The 20,737-nt window shown below is 61.8% G+C and carries 18 protein-coding genes; 11 read left to right on the forward strand and 7 right to left on the reverse strand.

What is annotated here, in order from left to right; all coding sequences use genetic code 11:
• Nucleotides 1-107: 107 nt before the first annotated feature.
• Both ASD52_RS17555 and ASD52_RS17560 read left to right on the forward strand, forming a co-directional pair.
• Entirely contained in the window at nucleotides 108-2,366 is a 2,259-nt protein-coding gene (locus tag ASD52_RS17555) for a glycoside hydrolase family 9 protein (protein WP_244497480.1), read from the forward strand.
• Nucleotides 2,367-2,378: 12 nt separating this feature from the next.
• On the forward strand, nucleotides 2,379-3,515 hold the full coding sequence (locus ASD52_RS17560) for a Gfo/Idh/MocA family oxidoreductase (protein WP_025427993.1): 1,137 nt from the start codon (nucleotides 2,379-2,381) through the stop codon (nucleotides 3,513-3,515).
• Here ASD52_RS17560 and ASD52_RS17565 read toward each other — a convergent pair.
• From ASD52_RS17565 to ASD52_RS17590, 6 genes are all read right to left on the reverse strand, one after another.
• A complete protein-coding gene (locus ASD52_RS17565; RefSeq protein WP_025427992.1) occupies nucleotides 3,510-4,556 on the reverse strand; it encodes a Gfo/Idh/MocA family oxidoreductase in 1,047 nt (348 codons plus the stop codon). The two genes, ASD52_RS17560 and ASD52_RS17565, sit on opposite strands and share 6 nt — an antisense overlap.
• Nucleotides 4,557-4,853: 297 nt before the next feature.
• Nucleotides 4,854-5,198, reverse strand: a complete 345-nt coding sequence (locus ASD52_RS17570; protein WP_025427991.1) for a metalloregulator ArsR/SmtB family transcription factor — start codon at nucleotides 5,196-5,198, stop codon at nucleotides 4,854-4,856.
• Between the two features lie 119 nt (nucleotides 5,199-5,317).
• Complete coding sequence (locus ASD52_RS17575; RefSeq protein WP_025427990.1) at nucleotides 5,318-6,061, reverse strand: HugZ family protein; 744 nt, start codon at nucleotides 6,059-6,061, stop codon at nucleotides 5,318-5,320.
• 90 nt (nucleotides 6,062-6,151) lie between these two features.
• Complete coding sequence (choV, locus tag ASD52_RS17580; protein WP_025427989.1) at nucleotides 6,152-7,201, reverse strand: choline ABC transporter ATP-binding protein; 1,050 nt, start codon at nucleotides 7,199-7,201, stop codon at nucleotides 6,152-6,154.
• A complete protein-coding gene (gene choW, locus ASD52_RS17585; RefSeq protein ID WP_025427988.1) occupies nucleotides 7,198-8,043 on the reverse strand; it encodes a choline ABC transporter permease subunit in 846 nt (281 codons plus the stop codon). Before choW ends, choV begins: the two co-directional genes overlap by 4 nt.
• 81 nt (nucleotides 8,044-8,124) lie before the next feature.
• The gene (locus ASD52_RS17590) at nucleotides 8,125-9,081 is read right to left on the reverse strand and encodes a choline ABC transporter substrate-binding protein (RefSeq protein ID WP_025427987.1); all 957 of its coding nucleotides are present in this window, start codon (nucleotides 9,079-9,081) and stop codon (nucleotides 8,125-8,127) included.
• A 270-nt stretch (nucleotides 9,082-9,351) separates the two neighbouring features.
• On the opposite strand from ASD52_RS17590, the gene ASD52_RS17595 reads away from it, so the two are divergent.
• The 8 genes from ASD52_RS17595 (at nucleotide 9,352) to ASD52_RS17630 (ending at nucleotide 19,234) form a co-directional block, all read left to right on the forward strand.
• Nucleotides 9,352-9,945, forward strand: a complete 594-nt coding sequence (locus ASD52_RS17595; protein ID WP_025427986.1) for a thymidine kinase — start codon at nucleotides 9,352-9,354, stop codon at nucleotides 9,943-9,945.
• 170 nt (nucleotides 9,946-10,115) lie between these two features.
• Complete coding sequence (locus tag ASD52_RS17600; protein ID WP_025427985.1) at nucleotides 10,116-10,502, forward strand: cytochrome c family protein; 387 nt, start codon at nucleotides 10,116-10,118, stop codon at nucleotides 10,500-10,502.
• A 165-nt stretch (nucleotides 10,503-10,667) separates the two neighbouring features.
• A complete protein-coding gene (locus ASD52_RS17605; protein ID WP_057205736.1) occupies nucleotides 10,668-11,756 on the forward strand; it encodes a hypothetical protein in 1,089 nt (362 codons plus the stop codon).
• A 72-nt stretch (nucleotides 11,757-11,828) separates the two neighbouring features.
• Entirely contained in the window at nucleotides 11,829-12,977 is a 1,149-nt protein-coding gene (locus ASD52_RS17610) for a hypothetical protein (protein WP_057224994.1), read from the forward strand.
• Nucleotides 12,978-12,979: 2 nt separating this feature from the next.
• Nucleotides 12,980-14,896 carry an AAA family ATPase gene (locus ASD52_RS17615; protein WP_057221003.1) on the forward strand — a complete coding sequence of 639 codons (1,917 nt, stop codon included), beginning with the start codon at nucleotides 12,980-12,982 and terminating at the stop codon, nucleotides 14,894-14,896.
• Between the two features lie 19 nt (nucleotides 14,897-14,915).
• Entirely contained in the window at nucleotides 14,916-16,205 is a 1,290-nt protein-coding gene (locus ASD52_RS17620) for a DUF6638 family protein (protein WP_025427981.1), read from the forward strand.
• A 3-nt stretch (nucleotides 16,206-16,208) separates the two neighbouring features.
• Nucleotides 16,209-17,432 (forward strand): DUF2333 family protein, encoded by a 1,224-nt coding sequence (locus tag ASD52_RS17625; protein WP_025427980.1) that lies wholly within the window; start codon nucleotides 16,209-16,211, stop codon nucleotides 17,430-17,432.
• Nucleotides 17,433-17,554: 122 nt separating this feature from the next.
• The gene (locus ASD52_RS17630; protein ID WP_025427979.1) at nucleotides 17,555-19,234 is read left to right on the forward strand and encodes a formate--tetrahydrofolate ligase; all 1,680 of its coding nucleotides are present in this window, start codon (nucleotides 17,555-17,557) and stop codon (nucleotides 19,232-19,234) included.
• A 306-nt stretch (nucleotides 19,235-19,540) separates the two neighbouring features.
• Here the strand turns inward: ASD52_RS17630 and ASD52_RS17635 are convergent, their stop codons facing one another.
• Nucleotides 19,541-20,047, reverse strand: coding sequence for a DUF1993 domain-containing protein (locus ASD52_RS17635; RefSeq protein WP_025427978.1), 507 nt, complete (start codon nucleotides 20,045-20,047; stop codon nucleotides 19,541-19,543).
• A 228-nt stretch (nucleotides 20,048-20,275) separates the two neighbouring features.
• Here ASD52_RS17635 and ASD52_RS17640 point away from each other — a divergent pair, with 228 nt between their 5' ends.
• Nucleotides 20,276-20,728: a YiiD C-terminal domain-containing protein gene (locus ASD52_RS17640; RefSeq protein ID WP_025427977.1), complete on the forward strand. Its 453-nt coding sequence runs from the start codon at nucleotides 20,276-20,278 to the stop codon at nucleotides 20,726-20,728.
• Nucleotides 20,729-20,737: the final 9 nt, after the last annotated feature.

Raw genomic sequence — 20,737 nt, forward strand, 5'->3', positions numbered from 1 at the left:
TGTTTGCGTCAACGCTACCGCGCCGTGTATCGCCGGATCCATGGCAGTGTTTCCCGCCGTCCCCCGACGGTGCGGTCCGGTGGCGAAAGATGCGGAGTGGCGAGACAGTGTCGAGGTTGGGGATAGCGCCGGCGGCCATTGCCGTCCTCTTTCTGCCAGGCATGGCCGCGGCCGCCGACCTGATCGTCGACGGACGCTTCGAGCAAGGCCGGGACACTTTTTGGGCCGGGGAAGGCGTGGCTCTGACCCGGAGCGGAAGGCAGCTTTGTGCCGACGTTTCGGCGGGCGGTGACACCTGGGACAGGCTCATTGGTGTCAACGGGTTGAAACTCGAGCCCGGCCTTCACTACAGGCTCTCGCTGTCGACCGCGGCTGATCCTGCCCGTGCCGTGTCCGCCCGCATCCAGCGTGGCGCCGAGCCCTGGACGGTGCAGAGCGAGTTCAGCATCGCAGGCGCGCCGGAGCGTGCGCCGTTTTCGGCAGATTTCATGGCCTCCGAAGAGGATGAGGCCCAACTGATTTTCCCGCTCGGCGGCGCTGAAAAATCCTGGCGCTTCTGCATCGATGACTTGTCCTTGGTGGAGATCGAGGCCTCTGCTGGTGCGGCCAGCCGAGCGAACCAGGGGCCGGCCATTCGGGTGAACCAGCTCGGCTATTTCACCGATGGTCCAAAGCGGGCAACGGTGATCTCCGATGCGCGCCGCGCCATTTCCTTCCAACTGATCGATGCAGGCGATGCCGTCGTCGGCGAGGGGACAACGCGACCGAGCGGGTTTGATCCGTCCGCCGGCGTCAGGACGCACGTGGCGGACTTTTCCGCCTATGCCGTTCCCGGCAACGGGTACCGACTGGTCTCCGGTGACTGGACTAGCGATCGCTTTTCGATCTCTGACGATCTCTATGGCCGCCTGCGCGTAGACGCGCTCTCCTGGTTCTACCCGCAGCGCAGCGGTATCCAGATCCGCGGCGATATCGCCGGCAAGGCCTATGCCAGGCCGGCTGGGCATATCGGCGTCGCGCCGAACGAGGGCGACCAATCAGTCGGCTGCTTGACTGGCGACGAGGCCAAGGCGCTCTATGGCGACTGGTCCTGCTCCTATCGTCTCGACGTTTCCGGCGGCTGGTACGATGCCGGCGATCACGGCAAATACGCGGTCAACGGTGCGGTCTCGGTCGCGCAGCTGCTGGCGACATTCGAGCGCGGCCGTGTCTTTGGCGGTGCTGCCTCGCCCGTCCTCGGCGATCGGCTTTCGCACATTCCCGAAAGCGGCAACGGCATTCCCGATCTGCTCGACGAGGCGCGATGGGAGCTGCAGTTCCTGCTTGCAATGATGGTGCCGGACGGTGAGCCGCTTGCCGGGATGGTGCACCACAAGATCCATGACACAGAGTGGTCGTCGCCGCCGATGCTGCCAAGCGAGGATCCGAAACCGCGGGCGCTGCACCGGCCCTCGACGGCGGCGACCTTCGATGTGGCGGCCGTTGCCGCGCAGGCCTCGCGGCTGTTCGCGAAGGACAACCCGACCTTTGCCGCAACGCTGCTTTCGGCAGCGCGCAAGGCATGGGTGGCGGCCAATGCCAATCCGGTCCTGCTCGCGCCGAAATCCGACGGCAATTCGGGCGGCGGCGATTACGATGACGACGACGCGTCGGACGAACTCTATTGGGCCGCGGCAGAACTGTTCCTGACAACCGGAGAGGCGACGTACCTCGATGCGCTGCGCGCTTCTCCGCACTGGTCCGGCGATGTGCTGCCGTCGACCGGCGCGTTCCACTGGCGCAATGTTGCCGGTTTCGCCCGGCTGCAGCTGGCGCTCTACGGCGTAGCCCTGCCCAAGGCCGAACTCGACATGGTGCGAAGTTCGGTTCTGACGGCCGCGCGGACATTCCTGTCGCTGCAGGCAGCGGAACCGTTCGGGCAGATCTACCGCCCGGCGAACCACCAGTACCACTGGGGATCGAACCAATTGATCCTGCAAAACATCATCGTCCTGTCGACGGCCTTCGACCTTTCGGGCGACAAGGCCTTCCTCAATGCCGCGCGCGAAAGCATGGATTACATTCTCGGCCGCAATGCCATGGCGATGTCCTACATTACAGGTTATGGCGCGCGCTCGCCCGAGAACCAGCACAGCCGCTGGTACGCGCACCAGGTGGACCCGACCCTGCCCAATCCGCCGGTTGGCTCGCTTGCCGGCGGGCCGAATTCGACGCCGGTGGATGCGATCGCCAAGCAGCGGCTGCAGGGCTGTGCGCCGCAGACCTGCTATGCCGACGATATCGAGGCTTATGGCTCCAATGAGATCACCATCAACTGGAATGCGCCGCTCGTCTATGTCGCGTCGTTCCTTGCCGACGCACGCTAGGGGGCTGCAGCAATGACCGGGATAGCCTTTGTCGGAACCGGCTTCGTTGCCGACTACTACATGACGACGCTTGCCAACCATCCGCAACTGCGCCTCGCCGGCGTCTGGGATCGCGATGAAGCCCGCCTGGCGGCGTTTGCCGGCTACTGGAAGGTCAACCGCTACGCTTCACTGGACGCGGCGCTGGCGGATCCCGCGGTCACGATCGTCGTCAATCTGACGACGCCGGAAAGCCACTACATGGTAAATCGCGCAGCACTTCTGGCCGGCAAGCATGTCTATTGCGAAAAGCCGCTGGCCATGGATGTCGAGCAGGCCAGCGAGCTGGTGGATCTGGCGCGAGTGCGGGGGATGGTGCTTGCCGGTGCGCCGGCCAATGCGCTCAGCGAAGCGCACGCGCTCTGCACCTCGCTTCTTGCGAGCGGCGCCATCGGCACGCCACGCCTCGTCTATGCGGAAATGGAAGATGGTCCGGTGTTCCAAGCCAACTGGCGCGAGTGGCGCAGCCGTTCCGGCGCCCGCTGGCCCGGCGTGCATGAGTTCGAAGTCGGCTGCACACTCGAACATGCAGGTTATGCCGCAAGCTGGCTCGTTTCGCTGTTCGGACCGGTTGCCGAAGTCAGCGCCATTTCCGCCCTGACCTTCCCGGACAAGGGGCCGGGCACGGAAAACTTAAGCCTTGGCCCGGATTTTTCGGTCGGTTGCCTTTCCTTCCGCTCCGGCGTGACGGCTCGTGTGACCTGCGGGCTTGCGGCTCCGCGCGACCGCTCGCTGACCATCATCGGCGACAAGGGCACCATCGTCGTGCGCGATCTCTGGGACAACCGCTCGCCCATACATCTGGAGGCCTTCGGGGCGAAGCGCCCGCTGCAACACCGTATCCTCGACTGGGTCGAGTGGAAGGTCGGCCGCAAGCTGCCGCTCCGGCTCTATGCCGGCCGGAAGGTACGCTATCCTGCCCGGGTCGTGGCGTCGCAATTGCCCGCCTATCCCTCGAAGATCGATTTCGTTGGCGGGATTGCCGCCCAGGCCGAGGCGATCGCTCGTGGGGAAACGCCGTACTTCTCCGGCGCGACCGCGCGCCATCTGACCGAGATCGTGCTTGCGCTCAACAGCGGTCGTCAGGGCTATCGCCCGCTCGATCTATGACGGCGGTAAAGCACGGATCGTCTCGATGATTTCGATCGCCTGGATGCTGCGCGATGTCGGCATCAGGATGTGCTCGTGCCAGCCCTCCAGGATCGCCGCACTTGCCGCCTCGATCTCGAATTGCAGTCCGTTGCCCGGGAACGGCAGATCGAAGCGTTGAAGGCCGGGCAAGGAGACGCGCCTGGCAATGCGCGTCAGCATCTTTGCCCACGGGCCCTGGCCCCGAGGTGCGATGACTTTGCGGACAAGACCGTTGTCGCCAAGAAACAGTCGGCTCGCCTTCAGAAACGGCGCGTCGATGACGAGGGTGCCGCGATCGCCGTCGATGATGAACCGATTGTCGCCGTCGCGGTCGAAGCCGCAGGAAAGATGGGCCTGGAAGCCGGTGTAGGAAAGCCGCATTTCGGCCGAAAGATCGACGCCGGTGGGCGCGCTTTGCCAGCGTCCGTCGACCGCCCGTGGTTGTCCGAACAGGTTGAGGCACAGGGACAGTGGATAAATGCCGAGGTCGAGCAGCGATCCGCCGCCGAGCCTTGCGTCGAAGAAGCGGCTGGTGGGATCGAATGGTTTTTCATAGGCAAGCTCGGCTATGACATGCCGGATGCGGCCGAGAGCCTCTGCGCCGAGCAGGGTCCGGACTTTGGCGATCGCTGGCAGGAAGCAGGTCCACATGCCTTCCATGGCGAAAAGGTTTTTGGCTGCAGCCAAGGCTGCGAGTGAGCGCGCATCGTCGAACGACGTTGCCAGCGGCTTTTCGACCAGCACAGTTTTGTTCGCCGACAGGAAGACGATCGCGTGCTCCAGGTGCACGGCGTTTGGCGAGGCGACATAGACGGCATCGATACCTGGATCGGCGGCAAAGGCATCGATGCTGGAATGGCTGGCGATGCCGCCGAAACGGGCGGCGAAGGCGTTGGCCTTCTCCTTGCTCCGGGAATAGACAGCGGCCAGCTCAGCATTGCCGGTAAACTGGATATCGGACGCGAAGCTGTTCGCGATCGCGCCGGTACCAGCGATGCCCCAACGGACCTTGTCTTGCATTGCGTGAAACCCGATGTCCCGGCAGTAGGTTCAAAATGCTACAGCGTCCTTTGCGCGTCATATTTGAGGCGCGGCGCTGTAATGTCCGGGCGCATCCTGACCCCGAAACCTCAAGGCCGCGTAAACATCGCAGGCAAGCCCCTGGCAACATTGACGGTCGATGTTACCTGGGCAACGAGGCACTTCGGCCGGGCAATGGCTTGCCCCGTCTGCCGATCTTCCAGAAAAGAGTAAGCCCCGCGCGATTTCTCGTGTGGGGCTACTTCAGGGCATGATCCCTGTTACGGACTGAGTAGGTCAGGCCGAGCGGCGGACCAAAGTCTTTTCTGTCACGGCATTTGCTTCGACGCCGTAGATATCGGAGAGCGTACCCAGAATTCTCATGACCGCGTCGGACGAGCTGGAATAGTAGATCGTCTGAGCGTCACGGCGAGTGCTGACCAGATTCTGGGCTCTCAGTTTGGACAGGTGCTGGGACAGGGCGGACTGGCTCAAGCCCACCTTATTGGCCAATGCGCCGACAGCCATCTCTTCCTTGACAAGGGAATCGAGGATGAGAAGGCGCTTAGGATTTGCCATGGCCGAGAGGAAGCCAGCTGCTATCTCAGCTTCATCGTGTTTTTCAGGCGAAAGTGGCTGCATTGCGTGCTCCATGCGAAAATTACATCACACGTAGTTATGGTTGACGAAGGACGATAATTAGTCGTGATGCATAAAAGGGCAACCACCTACTGCAAGAAATGGGGGTATCTGGCGAGCGATTAACCGTAAAGTTCGCGCAAAAGTGGCCGTAACTCCGAGCTGTCCCGCATTGGCGCGGGGAACTCGAGCCGCTTCAGTTGGTCGCCAAGGGCCAGATCCAGGCCGGCAGCGTCGATACCGACCACTTTCCAGTCACCCTCCGGGCCGTTGCAAAGTTTTTCAGCGTAAAATCTGACCGCTTCGGCATGATCGGCGTTCATATGCTCGATAGCGCCTGCTTCCATGGCGGCGAGCGATGCGGTGGCGGGTGATTCGATCACCAGATCCTGCGCGGTCAGCACATAGGCGCGGCCGAAACCACCGTTAAGGCTGGCGCGTAACGGGTTCAGGCGGAAGAAACCGAAATCCGGAAAATCGACATAGAGCTTCGATTTCGGATGGCGGCGAACGAATCGTTCGCGGATGCGGGCATGGGCATCCGAATCACGCGAGATCGCTTCGGCCTCGCACTGAACCGTCAGCCGTGGATGGGCGAGGGGATCGCCCTTGCCGGGGTCGCCCGTCAGCAGCGAGGCGCGCGTGTCGGCAAGCAGTGCCTTGGTATGGGTCGACAGCTTGGAAATCAGGATCAATGGCACGCCGTCGACATCCATGCCGACGAGAACGCGACTGACGAAAGGAAACCCACCGCTCTCCGGTTCGATCGCCGCAAGCGAGCCGCTGCGTGCGCCGCGCAGAAGCGTGTGCGCAAGCTTGCGCGCCTCGTCATCGGTTTCGCGCAATACGTTCGGTTTGTCGGTCATTCGTCGGTCCTTCCAGAAATTCAAGCGCGGTTCCAGACGAAAAAGCCCGGAACTGGTGCCGGGCTTTTATTGGCTTCTTGTGCGTTTTCGTCAACTTTTGTTGCGGTGTCGCGTCAGGCCTTCAACGATGTTTTGCGCGTTGATCGTGCCGACGACGGAGCCGTTGTCGACGACGCCGACGCTGCCCGGCTGTCGGGACATGGCGTCGAGGATATCGACGAGCGGCGTCGTCGGCTTGGCGGTCGCCGTCACGCCGGCCACGGCCGCTCCGCGTTGGATGCCGGTCTGCATCACGTCCTTTGCCGTCAGCATGCTGATCGGGTTCATGTGCTGGACGAAATCGGCGACATACTGGTTCGCCGGGTTTCTGACGATGTCCTGCGGGGTTCCGCACTGGATGATGCGGCCACCTTCCATGATGGCGATGCGGTTGCCGATGCGGAACGCCTCGTCGAGGTCATGGCTGACGAAGACGATTGTCTTCTTCAGGCGGCGCTGGAATTCGAGCAGTTCGTCCTGAAGCCGGGTGCGGATCAGCGGGTCGAGGGCCGAGAACGGTTCATCCATCAGGAGGATCGGCGCGCCGGTTGCAAAGGCGCGGGCAAGACCGACACGCTGTTGCATGCCGCCTGAAAGCTCGTTGACCTTGCGGTCGGCCCACTTCGTCAGGTTGACGAGCTCTAGCTGCTCGCCGACGCGGGCCTTGCGTTCCGCGTCGGGCATGCCGGCAAGCTCTAGGCCGAAGCCGACATTGTCGGCGACGGTGCGCCAGGGCAAGAGCGCGAACTGCTGGAACACCATCGACACAGTGTGCATGCGGAAGTCGCGCAGCGACTTTGGTGTGGTGCGATAGGGGTTGAGCGGCCCGTTTGCGGTCTTGACCTCGACCTCGCCGCGAACGACGGGCGCAAGGCCGTTGACGGCGCGGAGCAGCGTCGACTTGCCAGAGCCTGACAGCCCCATCAACACGAGGATTTCACCCTCGTTGATCGCGAGCGACGCACCGGCGACACCCAGCACCAGGCCGGTTGCGGCGCCGATTTCGTCACGGGTCTTGCCCTGGTCAACCATCTGGAGCGCGGTCTGCGGATTGTTGCCGAAGATGATGTCGACATTCTTGAAAACGACGGCGTCGGTCATGCACCCTCTCCTTCGTCGGACGAGCGGAACAGGCGGTCGAGGATGATGGCGAGGATGACGATGCAGAGACCAGCCTCGAAACCCTTGGCGACGTTCACCGAGTTCAGTGCGCGAAGCACGGGAACGCCAAGGCCGTTGGCGCCGACGAGTGCGGCGATGACCACCATCGACAGGGAGAGCATGATCGTCTGGGTAAGGCCCGCCATGATCTGCGGCATGGCGAAGGGAAGCTCGACCTTGCGCAGCACCTGGCCGGGTGTCGCGCCGAAGGCCTGTGCCGCCTCCACCAGCGAGGGCGGCGTCGAGATGATGCCGAGACGGGTGAGGCGGATCGGTGCGGGAATGGCGAAGATCACCGTTGCGATCAGGCCCGGCACCATGCCGAGACCGAAGAGAATGAGCGCGGGGATCAGATAGACGAAGGTCGGGATCGTCTGCATCAGGTCGAGGATCGGCCGCATGACGGAGTAGACCCAGGCCCGGCGCGCGGCGGCAATGCCGAGCGGAACGCCGACGGCCATGCTGACGACGCTGGCCGCCAGCACCAGCGCCAGCGTTTCCGTCGTTTCCTTCCAGTAGCCCTGATTGATGATCAGCAGCAATCCGAGGCCGGTGAACAGTGTCACGCCGAGCGAACGGCGGAACCACCAGGCGAGTGCGGTGATAACCGCAACGACGATCAGCGGGTGCGGCGTCTGCAAGATATAAAGCAGAACGCCGACGACGCCGGACAGGAAGCGAGCGAGCTGGTCGAAGAACAACTCGAAGTTCGTCGTCAGCCAGTCGACGAACGCCTTGGCCCAGCCGCCAATGGGAATGCGGTATTCTGTCAGAAATTCCACAGGGTGAATCCGTCTCGTCAGATCAACACTATCGCGCGATGCGGTGAAAAAAGGCGGGGACTTCCCCCGCCTTGCTGCCGGTCAGAGCCCGAGCGCGGTCTTGACAGCGGCGAGACCTTCGCCGCCATCCTTGGTCGTGACGCCGGCAAGCCATGGGTCGATCGCCGTCGGGTTGGCCTTCAGCCATTCCGTTGCGGCAGCGTCCGGCTCCTTGCCGTCATTCAGGATCTTGCCCATGATCTCGTTTTCCATCTGCAGCGAGAACTTGAGGTTCGTGAGCAGCTTGCCGACATTAGGGCATTCGGTGGTGTAGCCGGCGCGCACATTGGTAAAGACGCTGGCGCCGCCGAAATTGGCGCCGAAGATGTCGTCGCCGCCGGAGAGATAGGTGAGCTTGAAATTGGCGTTCATCGGATGCGGTTCCCAGCCGAGGAACACGATCGGCGCGCCATCCTTCTCGGAGCGGGCGACCTGAGCCAGCATGCCCTGTTCGGAGGATTCGACAACTTCGAAACCCTTGAGCCCGAAGGTGTCCTTGTCGACCATGTCGATGATCAGGCGGTTGCCGTCATTGCCCGGCTCGATGCCGTAGATCTTGCCCTCGAGCGCGTCCTTCTTGGTGGCGATGTCCTTGAAGTCCTTGATGCCGAGTTCGGCACCCTTGGCGTTGGTCGCCAGCGTGTATTTCGCGCCTTCGAGGTTCGGTCCGAAGGATTCGACCGACTTGTCGTCGAGATAGGGGCGCACGTCGTTTTCCTGGGTCGGCATCCAGTTGCCGAGGAAGATGTCGATGTCCTTGTTTTTGAGCGAGGTGTAGGTGACCGGAACGGAGAGAACCTTGATATCCGTCTCGTAGCCCAGGCCCTTGAGGACAGCGGAAACCGTAGCGGTGGTGGCGGTGATATCGGTCCATCCGACGTCGGAGAACCGGACGGTGCCACAGTTTTCAGGCTCGGCTGCCGCGGCGTTTCCGGCAACAAGGGCAGCCACCGAAACGGCGCCCGCGAGCATGAATTTGAGAGAGAGTGCTTTGTTCATCGTTGTCGTTCCCCTGCCTCTATTATTGTTTTAGCCAAACACATTGGAGCTTTAGCCAAACACCATTGGATAGCGAATTCAAGCGCTTTGATGTCGAAGGAAGTGTATTGCGTCAATACGCGGACGGGATGCACGCTGCGACGCAGAATGTCGCAATGCCCACGAAATGGTCAAGTTGGGCGAAAAACTGTGGGTCGCGCAAACGGGCTCTGGCCTTCGGGCCCAAGCCTCGTCATGAACCGGCAAGACGATTTCCGGGAACGGCAGGATATGGCCAAACTCTATTTCAGCTATGCGACGATGAATGCGGGCAAGAGCACATTGCTGCTGCAGGCATCCTACAACTACCAGGAACGCGGCATGCGCGTCGTCATGCTGATCGCAGCGTTCGACGACCGTGCCGGCACCGGGCGCATTTCGTCACGCATCGGCCTCGATGCGGATGCCATTCCGTTCCACGGTGGCGACGATCTCTACGCGTTGATCGAAAAGCTCAACACCGATGGTGCGGGCCAGATTGCCTGCGTCTTCGTCGACGAAGCGCAGTTTCTCGACGAGGAGCAGGTCTGGCAGCTGGCGCGGGTCGCCGACCGCATCGGCGTTCCCGTCATGGCCTACGGGTTGCGCACCGATTTCCAAGGCAAGCTTTTTCCGGGCTCGATGGCGCTGCTGGCCATTGCCGACGAGCTGCGCGAAGTGCGCACGATCTGCGACTGCGGCCGCAAGGCGACCATGGTCGTCCGTCTCGACGGGCAGGGCAACGTCGTTCGCGAAGGCGCCCAGGTCGAGGTCGGCGGCAACGAGAAATATGTCTCCTATTGCCGGCGCCATTGGGAAGACAAGATGCGCTGCGACCCCGCCTGAAGCCGATAAACCGGATTCGATTCAGGGCGTTATGCCGCGAGTTTGCAGTGCTACAGCATCCTTCGCTCGTTCTATCGGACGCGCGGCATCGCGGTGCGACTGCATGGCGTCTTGAAAGCCACGCATTCTGGATGCCATGCTGATCCCGGTTTTCCCCGATGAGGTTCGCGATGCCGCGTCTGCTTCCCTATCTTCTGCTCTGTCTCTGTCTCGGAGCGACGCCCGGCCATGCTGGCGGTGACGCCAAGGCGGGGGCATCAGTCTTCCGTAAATGCGGCGCCTGCCACACGGCGACCGAGCCCAACAATAGGGTGGGGCCGAGCCTGATGGGCGTGATCGGCCGTCCGGCCGCCTCGGTCTCCAGCTACAGCTATTCGGAAGCGATGAAGGCCTTCGGATCCGAGGGGCATGTCTGGGACGAAGCGACGATGAGCGAATATCTCCTCAGCCCCAAGGCGATGGTCGGCGGCACCAAGATGAGCTTTGCCGGGCTGAAGAAGCCGCAGGACATTGCCGACGTCATCGCCTATCTCAAGGACCCATCCGCGGCCAAATAGGCAATGCCTTCGATATCTCAATCACTTCGACGGGACGGCTGACCAAAAAAGCCGGCCGGCGAGGCTTGTTCTCTTTCGATAAACACCCTTTATATACCTGCAATCGAAGGCTGAACAATTTGGCCCGGATGGCATCTGTTGCCTCAACCGATCCAGGGGGATGATATGGCGACTCTTCAGAATTTTGACGCGGAAATCGAGAAGACGAAAAGCGTTGTCGAGCAGATGCGCGGCAAGCTTGAGCAATCCGGCGTCGTGCTGGAGCAATTCGCCAAGGCCGAGACCAAGCTCGGCGACGTCAATTTCGATATCGAGAACGCCCGCATCCAGGACGTCATCAGCCAGCAGAAGGTGATGGAGGCCAACATCGCCGACCTGATCATCGGGCTCGAAGATGCGACCAACGTCTTCGGCTCCGAATTCGAGAGCATGAAGAACTATACCGGCTACGAGAAATTCATCGGCATGTTCTCCAAGCAGAAGATGCAGCGCATGCGCACCGACCGGGTGCGCAACATGTCGCTCGCCGGCAACCTGCAGGAGCTGCTGTCGAAATCCGATACCATCGTCGGCATCCTCAAGGACCAGAAGTCGATCCTCGACCAGCGCTACAAGACCTCCGAGCAGAGCCTGATCCAGGTGATCGAGCGCCGCAAGGGCACGATGTCCAATCTCGAAGCGGTGCAGAAGCGTATCGAGGAGCTCAACCCGCTGCTGCTCGACATCGAGAACCGCATTGCTGCGTCGACCGAGCAGAAGGTGCGCACCGAGCTTGAAGGCGAGCGCTCGGCGCTGGCGACGGAATACAACGAGAAGCAGGCGAAGGAGCAGGAGCTGCTGGCCGAGAGCCAGACGCTCGAGCGCTACACCTCGATGTTCCAGACCTTCGTCGATTCGCTCAACAACCAGATCGCCGCACAAAACACTCTGATCAACAAGCTGACGATCGATACCGAGCAGCGCATCGTGCTCTACAAGGCGCTCGAGGATTCGTTGAAGACCGCCGCCCAGCAGGATGTCGCCCACAAGATCAATACGCTCGGAAGCCAGGTCGATACGGCAGCGGAAGAGACGATGGCGGGCATCGGCGCCGCTGCCCAGCGCCATATCGGCGACTTGCTCGAAATGCACGAGAAGAACATGCTGTCGACGCAGGATATCCAGCGCCGCAAGAAGCTGGCCGACGATGCGTTTGCCCGACGCTTCCAGACGGTCATGGACAAGCACAACACCGCCAACTACGTGAAGCAGTGATCGGCGGCAGGGCACGGGCATGCACATGATAGGGTCCGAGTTTGCCTTGCGGCACGCGCCAGGGGGAACGGCATGAAAGTGGCTGCATCCCCCGCCGTGACGCAGTATTTCGCCTCGATCCATTCGGCTCTTGCCGGGCTCGAGCTGTTTCTCGGTGACCGCAATTCGCCGCTCTATCGCAATACGGTGGTCGGTGAGGTGATCGTTCCCTATCTCGCCCGGCTGAAAGCTTCGATCGCCTGCTGGGAGAACCGCATCGGCTTCGTCGATCAGTTCAGGATCTCCCGGGCCGAGAGCGGCTTCCCGGTTTTCCAGAACGTGCTCGAACTGGAAAACGACCGCCAGGCGGCGCCGAAGCGGCTTGCGGATATTCCCTCGGCCGATGCCCTGCGCGAGGAGATGGCCGACTTCACCCTTAGGCAGAAGGCTTTTCCTGAGGCGCTGCAGTCGCGCATGGCCGAGCGGCTCTATCTCGAGCAGATCGGCAAGGGCGAGATTTTTTCGCCGTTCATCCTGCCGGAAACGATCCGCGTTGCCGTCAACCCGAAGACGATGCGGCCCTATTACATCGTGAGCTGGGGCGCCTTCGACGGCACCCAGACCCTGCCGATGGTCTATATGGCGACGATCGAGGATTCCTCCGAGAAGATCGTCGAGATGCTCGTCACCGCGGATGGCAAGCTCAACCCACAGGTCGAGATTCCGCTGCCGGTCGGCGGCCTGCTCAATCCGGAGCTTGCCAGCCGCTTCGATGATTTCGCCTCTAAGAACAGCACCTACTCGCTGACGCCGGTGACGATCGCGACCAATATGGACAAGGATTTCCCCGAGCTGCACCCCAAGCAGTTGCGGCGCATCGTGCTTGGCCCGTTCTATTCGGCCGGGATCACCGAGAACAATGCGAAGATCAACGAGATCCTGTCCAAGGTGCGCAAGCCCGAAAATGCCTGGCTCTTGACCTGGACCGTGCAGGAGGTGTTTTCGAAGGCCGAACGCGCCGCACAGCGCGGCTTCTGGTCGACGACGCCGGCGCAGGAGGAATTCCACATCGACACCGACAATCTGGAGGCCACGCGCATGGGCGTTTCGTCCTACGAGAAACATGCGCTGGTGCCGCACGACGCCTATCAGGCGCTCTATGCATCGGGCGAGGCGGCCCAGGTGTTCGGTGACTACAAGGTGCATGTCATCTCCGGAAACCAGGTCGTGAGCGAGGTTTAAGCATGACGCTCAATACCGGGCTGACGACGCTGCACGAGGACGAGATCGCCAAGCACCAGGCGGTCGCGCAGGGGCTGGTGACCAAGCTGGTGATCCTCGAGCGGGACGAGGGATCAGCCGGCACACCGCTCGCCGGCACCGGGCGACGGTTTGTTTCGACGGTTTCGACCGGCGGCCAGCGCCGCACCCGCGAGGTCGAGCTTGCGCGCACGGTTCAGGCGGTGCGGCAGGGCGACCAGATGCTGTCGCCGGCGCAGCATGCGGTTCTCTACAGGACCCGTCGCGGCATCCAGGTGGCGCTGGCTGTCGCCGACGTCTTCGCGCGCCAGACGAACCTCGAACAGCTGCAGGCGCGCAACACGACCGCGCCGCTTGCCGGCGAGGACGCCAACCAGTTCAAGGCGCTGCTCAACGCTTCCGCCTATATCTCCGCCTTCACGCTGGCCGCCTATCTCGGCTCGACGCTGTCGGGCGAGGGCGAGCCGGTGGACGATGCCGTCGAGCCGGACTTCCTGTTCGATACGCCGCAGGATGCCCTGAAGGGGCTGATCGCGGCGCTCGACCGCAGCATTTCCGGTGCGGCCGACGATTTGGCGCTGACGGCGCGTGCCCGTGCGTTTTCGCGCGTTGCCATCGAAGGGCTTATTGCGCGCAAGGGCCGCTTTACCGGCCTGCAGAGCTTCGAGAACGTGCATATCCGGCTCGACCAGGACGACTTCACCCTGAACGGCTTCGACGTCGCGCCCGGCCAGAAGCGCAAGCCGCTGGTGATGACCTTCAAGAAACCGGAAGAGATCATCGGCAACCATATCGCCAAGTATCAGGCGCTGAAGCTTGCCAAGATGCTGATGGCCTATGACTTCGACCGACAGATGAACCCGTTCGTCGAACTTGGCGGCTTCCTGTTCACCTTTATCGGCGACGGCATGCCGGGCACCGGCAAGACGATCCTGATCCAGATGCTCGCCGGCATGCTCAACGAATATTGCGAGATCGCCGGCTACGCCTTCCACTACGAAAACTTCGGCGTCGACCAGATCTCCTCCTATCAGGGCAAATCGGGCCAGAACTGCAAGGAGTTCGTCAACAACGTCATCAACCCGCGCGCCATCGGCTTCGGCACCATCGACGATGTCGACCAGGTTGCGGCCAAGCGCTCCGACGACCGGGCATCGGCCGGCCAGCACGAGGTGACGGCGGTGCTGATGGAAAGCTTTGCCGGCGCATCGACGGTGGTGCGCGGCAACTGCACCTTCGGCATGTTCTCCAACTATCCCGAGAATGTCGACGATGCGCTGCGCCAGCGCGCCGGCGCCCGCTGGCTGGTCGACGGGCCGCAGACGGAAGACGACTATATCGACATCTTCGCGCTGCTCGTCGGCAAGAACCACAAGATCCCACTCGGCGAGCACGCGCTGTTCGAGGGACAGGAGATCAAGCGCGCCGTGTCGCAATCCTACGGGGCGCATTCGCGACCGCAGGAGGAGGGGCTGGTTTCCGTCTGGGAGCGGTACCAGAAGGAGAAGGGCGCGCTTGCCACGCTTGCCGATGTCGGCGCCTATCTGCACATGATCAAGGAGGCAGAGCCGCGCTTTACCGGCCGGGCGATCAAGAACATCACCGACGCGGTCAAGCTCAGGGCGATGGACGTCGAATTGCCCGACGACTGGTTCAAGGATGCCGGCTCGTTCATGCACAAGGGCTATGACGAGAAGAAAGCGATGATCGAGGCGCTTCGCGGCCCGATCACCATCGAGATGGTGCTGCAGGAAATCAACCGCTACGCCGACAGCGAATTCCGCTACACCGACAAGTCGGACGATGCCGCCGTCACCGACATCATCCGCCGCGAGCGCCAGCGCGAAAAGGCGATCCGCGAGATCGAGGCGATGAAACGCGACGGCCGGTGGCAGGGCTGATGGCGGGGAGCGCTGAGCTATGAAACGTCTGCTCGAAGCCGAGCTTATCTATGGACGCCTGCTCGATATCGCCGAGCCGCATCTGATCGCGCGCTACAACAAGGCGCTGGAGGGCTTTGGCCTGCGTCCGACGGCGCTGGAACGCTTCAGCATCGACATGACGGGGTTCTCGCCGGAGATTGCCGACGAGCTTGGCGATCGCGACTATCTCGACCCCAACCGGGTGAACCGCCGTTTCATCATCATGACGCCGGATCAGGCGGAACTGCCGGTGGTGCACACAAGCTTTTCCAACACGGCGGCGTTGATGCACGAGTTCTTCAACGCCAACAGTCGGGCGATCAACGCAGTGACGATCAAGGATGCACTCTACGGCGAGATCGAGGATTCGGTTTCCATCGTCGACGACATCGATGATCTGCTGTCGATCAACGAGGTGCGCTTCCGGGTGCTTTCCGCAGAAGACATGCTGGGCAAGGCGGCCGAACTCAGGAGCCTGGTCGACCGACTGAAGAAGGTGCCGACCGCCTGGACTGATGACGAGATGCTGAACCGCATGGTCGAACTGGCGAAGGTGACGGGCGACATCCGCCAGAACGCGCTGGTGCCGGATCAGCTGGTTTTCCGCCACGATGCCTTCTGGGCCAATCACTTCGGCGGCGTCTATGTCTTCCTCGACGAGAAGACGACGACCGTCATCTGCGACCCGTCGGTCCCCGGTTTCCGCCGGTCGCGGCCCTGGCAGGTCAGCTACATCGCGATCGACGATCACGCCCGCATCTACGATTTCCTGGCCTCGACAAAGCGGTTGCAACTGCCCCAGGCGTCCTGGGTCGAGGACTCAGGGCTCTACCAGCATCGCGCCGACATGGTGGTGCGCGGTTTGATCAACGATGCCGATCCGACGACGGATCTTGCCCGCGCCGACCGGATCTGGCTGCAGACCTGGATGCATCGCAACGCGGCACTCGTTGCCCAGGATGCCACCTATCCCTTCCTGCAGGAGATGCAGCGCATGGTGCAGACGACGGGCAGCATCCGGATGCAGGATGTCGCGCCGGCAAACCGCTTCATGCTGGTGAGGGCCGCGCCCGTTCATCCCGATCAGTGGCTGGTCAACCGCTTGATCGCCCAGCTCGTTCCCCGCGATTTCGTTTCCCGCTTCGTCTTCGACAAGCAGGGGTTTTATGACGCCTACGAGCGTTACAGCGAAAAGTTCAGGGAATATGTTGTGACGACCTTGACCGGCACATATCTCAAGGACAAGGCGGCCTTCCGCCGCAAGCTTTACGGCCTCAGAGAGGAATAGGACATGTTTGATCCGATCGTCGCGTTTTTCCAGCGTGTCTTTACCGCGATCGGTCGCGGCATCGGCCTGGCCGTTGCCTGGCTGCTGTGGCCGTTCGTTGCGCTTGGAAACTGGTATCGCCAGCGCAACTGGATCATCAAGGGGCCGATCGGCATCATCCTGCTCGGCCTGATCTTCTTCTACGGCTATTTCATCTGGCAGACCCAGGCCTGGACGAATTTCGATGCCGACTATGTTGATCGCTACAAGCTCGCCGAGCGCAAGGTGCCGGCGGGTTCGCCTGTGGCGGGGCCCGGTGTCACGACCGGACAAACGACGACCGGCGCAGCGGCAGCCAACCAGGCGGCCGCGGTTACGCCGCCGGCCGAAGTTACGCCTGAGGCACTTGCCGCCGTGCAACTGCCCGCCGGGACCCAGTGCCAGACCTCGGCGATCGTCGATGTCGCGGCCGATCTCATCGATTTCAACGTCAATGAGAATGCCTGGATTTCGTCGATGCTGCTCTACAAGGTCGGCTTCTTCGGCCTCGATTGGGACGATACGCCTTGGCTCGACAACAAGGCATCGTTCCAGCGCGGCATCAACCAGGCGGTTCGCCGTACCTCGGTTGAACTGGTCGATTCACTCGGTCGCGTTCGCGGCACGTCAGGCATCAACAACGATCTGCAGCGGGCGCGTGGCAACATCCAGTTCGACGAGGAGACCTGGTACTTCGGCCTCAATCCGTTTGGCCCGAAGACCCCGACACCGAGCTTCTATCGCGCTGCCATGCGGGACATGCGCACCTTCAACACCACGCTTGCCAAGTGCGATGCCGTCTTTGACGGTCGCGCCGATAACCTGGTGGAGTTCCTCGACCGCATCGCCAACGATCTCGGCAACACCTCGGCGATCATTCGCGAGCGCTCGGAAAACCACAATGGCGGCTGGTTCGACACGCGTGCCGACGACCGTTTCTGGTTCGCCTACGGACAGCTCTACGGTTACTACGGCATCCTTTCGGCTGCCGGCGCCGACTTCGAGAACGTCGTCGCCCAGCGCGGCCTGACGCCGATCTGGACGGAAACGATCAAGCAGCTGCGCTCGGCACTTCGCATCCAGCCGTTCATCATCTCCAACGGCGAAGAGGCCGGCTGGATCATGCCGACGCATCTGGCGACCATGGGCTTCTATATCCTGCGGGTGCGCTCCAACATCGTCGAGATGCGCGACATTCTCGCGCGATAAAGATCAGCGCCTGATGGGCGGCAGCTCCAGCCGGAGTTGTGCCTTCCGGCGAAGGTGCAAGAAACGCCTCATCCCGAATGGGGTCAGGCACAGAAATGCAGCTTGGGGGGAGGGGAAAACCCATGGTGGAGGTCAAGTCCGATATCGAAATCGCGCGTGCCGCGAAGAAGAGGCCGATCCTGGAGATCGGTGCAAAGCTCGGCATTCCGCCGGAGCATCTGCTGCCCTACGGCCATGACAAGGCAAAGATCGGCGCGGAATTCATTGCTGCACAGAAGGACCGCAAGAACGGCCATCTGATCCTGGTGACCGCGATCAATCCGACGCCCGCCGGCGAGGGCAAGACGACGACGACGGTCGGTCTCGGCGACGGCCTCAACCGCATCGGCAAGAAGGCGATCGTCTGCATCCGCGAGGCGTCGCTCGGCCCCTGTTTCGGCGTCAAGGGTGGGGCGGCCGGCGGCGGCTACGCCCAGGTGGTGCCGATGGAGGACATGAACCTTCATTTCACCGGCGATTTCCACGCCATCACATCCGCCCACAACCTGCTTGCGGCGCTGCTCGACAACCATATCTATTGGGGCAACGAGCAGAACATCGACATCCGGCGCATTTCCTGGCGACGGGTGATGGACATGAACGATCGGGCGCTGCGCAACATCGTCGGCTCGCTCGGCGGCGTTGCCAACGGTTATCCGCGCGAGACCGGTTTCGACATCACAGTTGCTTCCGAGGTCATGGCGATCCTTTGCCTTTCGATGGATCTGAAGGACCTGGAAAAGCGCCTCGGCAACATCATCATCGGCTACCGGCGTGACAAGAGCCCGGTCCTTGCCCGCGATATCAAGGCGGACGGGGCGATGACCGTGCTGTTGAAGGATGCGATGCAGCCGAACCTGGTGCAGACGCTGGAGAACAATCCGGCCTTCGTGCACGGCGGCCCGTTCGCCAATATTGCCCATGGCTGCAACTCGGTGATCGCGACGACCACGGCGCTGAAACTCGCAGATTACGTGGTAACCGAAGCCGGCTTCGGCGCCGATCTCGGCGCGGAAAAATTCTTCGACATCAAATGTCGCAAGGCCGGGCTCAAGCCCGATGCCGCCGTCATCGTCGCCACCGTGCGCGCCATCAAGATGAATGGCGGCGTCAAGAAGGACGATCTCGGCAAGGAGAACCTCGAGGCGCTGCGCAAAGGCTGCGCCAACCTCGGCCGCCACGTCCAGAACGTCAAGAAGTTCGGCGTGCCTGCGATCGTCGCGATCAATCACTTCACCTCCGATACCGAGGCCGAGGTGCAGGCAATCAAGGACTATGTCGCAACGCTCGGTGCAGAGGCCGTGCTCTGCCGCCACTGGGCCGAAGGTTCTGTAGGCATCGAGGAACTGGCGCGAAAGGTAGCAGCACTCGCCGAAGGCGGCCACTCGCAGTTTTCGCCGCTCTATCCCGACGAGATGCCGCTGTTCCACAAAATCGAGACGATCGCCAAGGACATCTACCACGCCAGCGAAGTGATCGCCGACAAGTCGGTGCGTGATCAATTGCGCACCTGGGAGGATCAGGGCTACGGCCACCTGCCGATCTGCATGGCCAAGACGCAATATTCGTTTTCGACCGACCCGAACCTGCGCGGCGCGCCGACGGGCCACACGGTGCCGATCCGCGAAGTGCGGCTTGCCGCCGGCGCCGGCTTCATCGTCGTCATCACCGGCGAAATCATGACGATGCCGGGCCTGCCGAAGGTGCCGTCATCGGAGAAGATCTACCTCAATCAGCAGGGCTATATCGAAGGCCTGTTCTAGAGCAGTTCCAGGAAAAGTGCGAAGCGGTTTTCCGTCAGGAAATGCGTAAAAACAAAGAGATAGAGCGCTTATGCGATTCCGTCTAAATCGGAAACGCTTGAGCTCCCGGCTACTGTAAGTTTCCGTAAATCGCATTCGATTTAGGGATAAAAGCAGCGGCAATTTAAAGCGCTACAGCGACCTTGGCGCGTCTAACAAGACGCGCGGCGCTGTAGGCATAACGCCTCAAACCGAGATCGATTTGAGGCGTTATGGATTGATTTTAAAGCGTTTCCGCTCCCGTTTCGCTTCCCGAGGCGCCACGTCTCAGTTGAGGCTGATGAAGTCCGCCTTGCCGACGGGAACGCCCTTATGGCGGAGAATGTCGTAGGCCGTGGTCAGGTGGAAATAGAAGTTCGGCAGCACGAATTTCAACAGATAGTCCTCGCCGCTCAACGTCATCTTCAGCTTGGTGAAGGTCAGGGTGACCTCGCGGGTTTCGCTGCCGTCGAGATCGGACGGTCGAACGGTCTCCAGGAATGCGACGGTCTTGCCGATGCGCTCGCGCAGTTCCCCGAACGTCTTCTCCTCATCGGGAAAGCTCGGCACCTCGAGCGCGGTCAGCCGGGCGATGGTGCCCTTTGACGTGTCGCTGGCGCGCTGCACCTGGCCTGCAAGCGGCAGCATGTCGGCGACCAGTCGGGCGTTGACCAGATCGTCGAGCGAAAGACCGGTTTCGCCGGCATGGGCCTCGGCCTTGTCGAGCAATTTGCCGAGGACATTGAAGCCATGGACGAAGGTGGGAACGGAGAGCCTGTACATTGTGAGCGCCATGGAGGTTTCCTCGGGCTTGGGGGGCAGTGATATTCCTGGGCTGCTATCTGGGGAAGGAAACCTGATCCTGCAAGGTATCTACGCCACCTTTGTTGCCGTGCAAGCCGTGCGGGTTGCTCGCTTGATGGTGACGAAAGGGAGAGGGTATTGTCCTGATCAGTGCGTCCGTGCTGATGTTGCGAGTGCCTGCCCACCGATACGATGTGAGCAAAATCGATCTGAGCCGCCATGACCCCGTTGGACCTTGAAGCTTATCTTCACGCCCATATTCCGCTTTCGGCAGCGATGCAGGTTCATGTCGACGAAGCGATTGATGAGCACGTGCGGCTATCTGCGCCGCTCGCTCCCAACATCAATCATCGCGAAACGGTGTTCGGCGGCAGTGCCTCCGCACTCTCCATCCTTGCCGCCTGGTCGCTGCTGCACGTGCGGCTGACGCACGCGGGCGTTCCGGCCCGCCTCGTGATCCAGAGCAACCGGATGGAGTATCTGAAGCCGGTTGCCGGTGCATTCTCCTCTCGGTCAACCCTTGCGGACATGGGGCAATGGCCGAGCTTCCTGCGGCTGTTTCACCGTCGGGGCAGGGCAAGGATCGTCGTTGCCGCCGAGTTGCTGGATGACGGTGAGCTTGCCGGGCGTTTCGAAGGCGAGTTCGTCGCCCTTGGCTATGGTGCGGATTAAAGCGTTCCA

Origin of the sequence: Ensifer sp. Root142, assembly GCF_001426785.1 — a bacterium.
Taxonomy (GTDB): domain Bacteria; phylum Pseudomonadota; class Alphaproteobacteria; order Rhizobiales; family Rhizobiaceae; genus Ensifer; species Ensifer canadensis.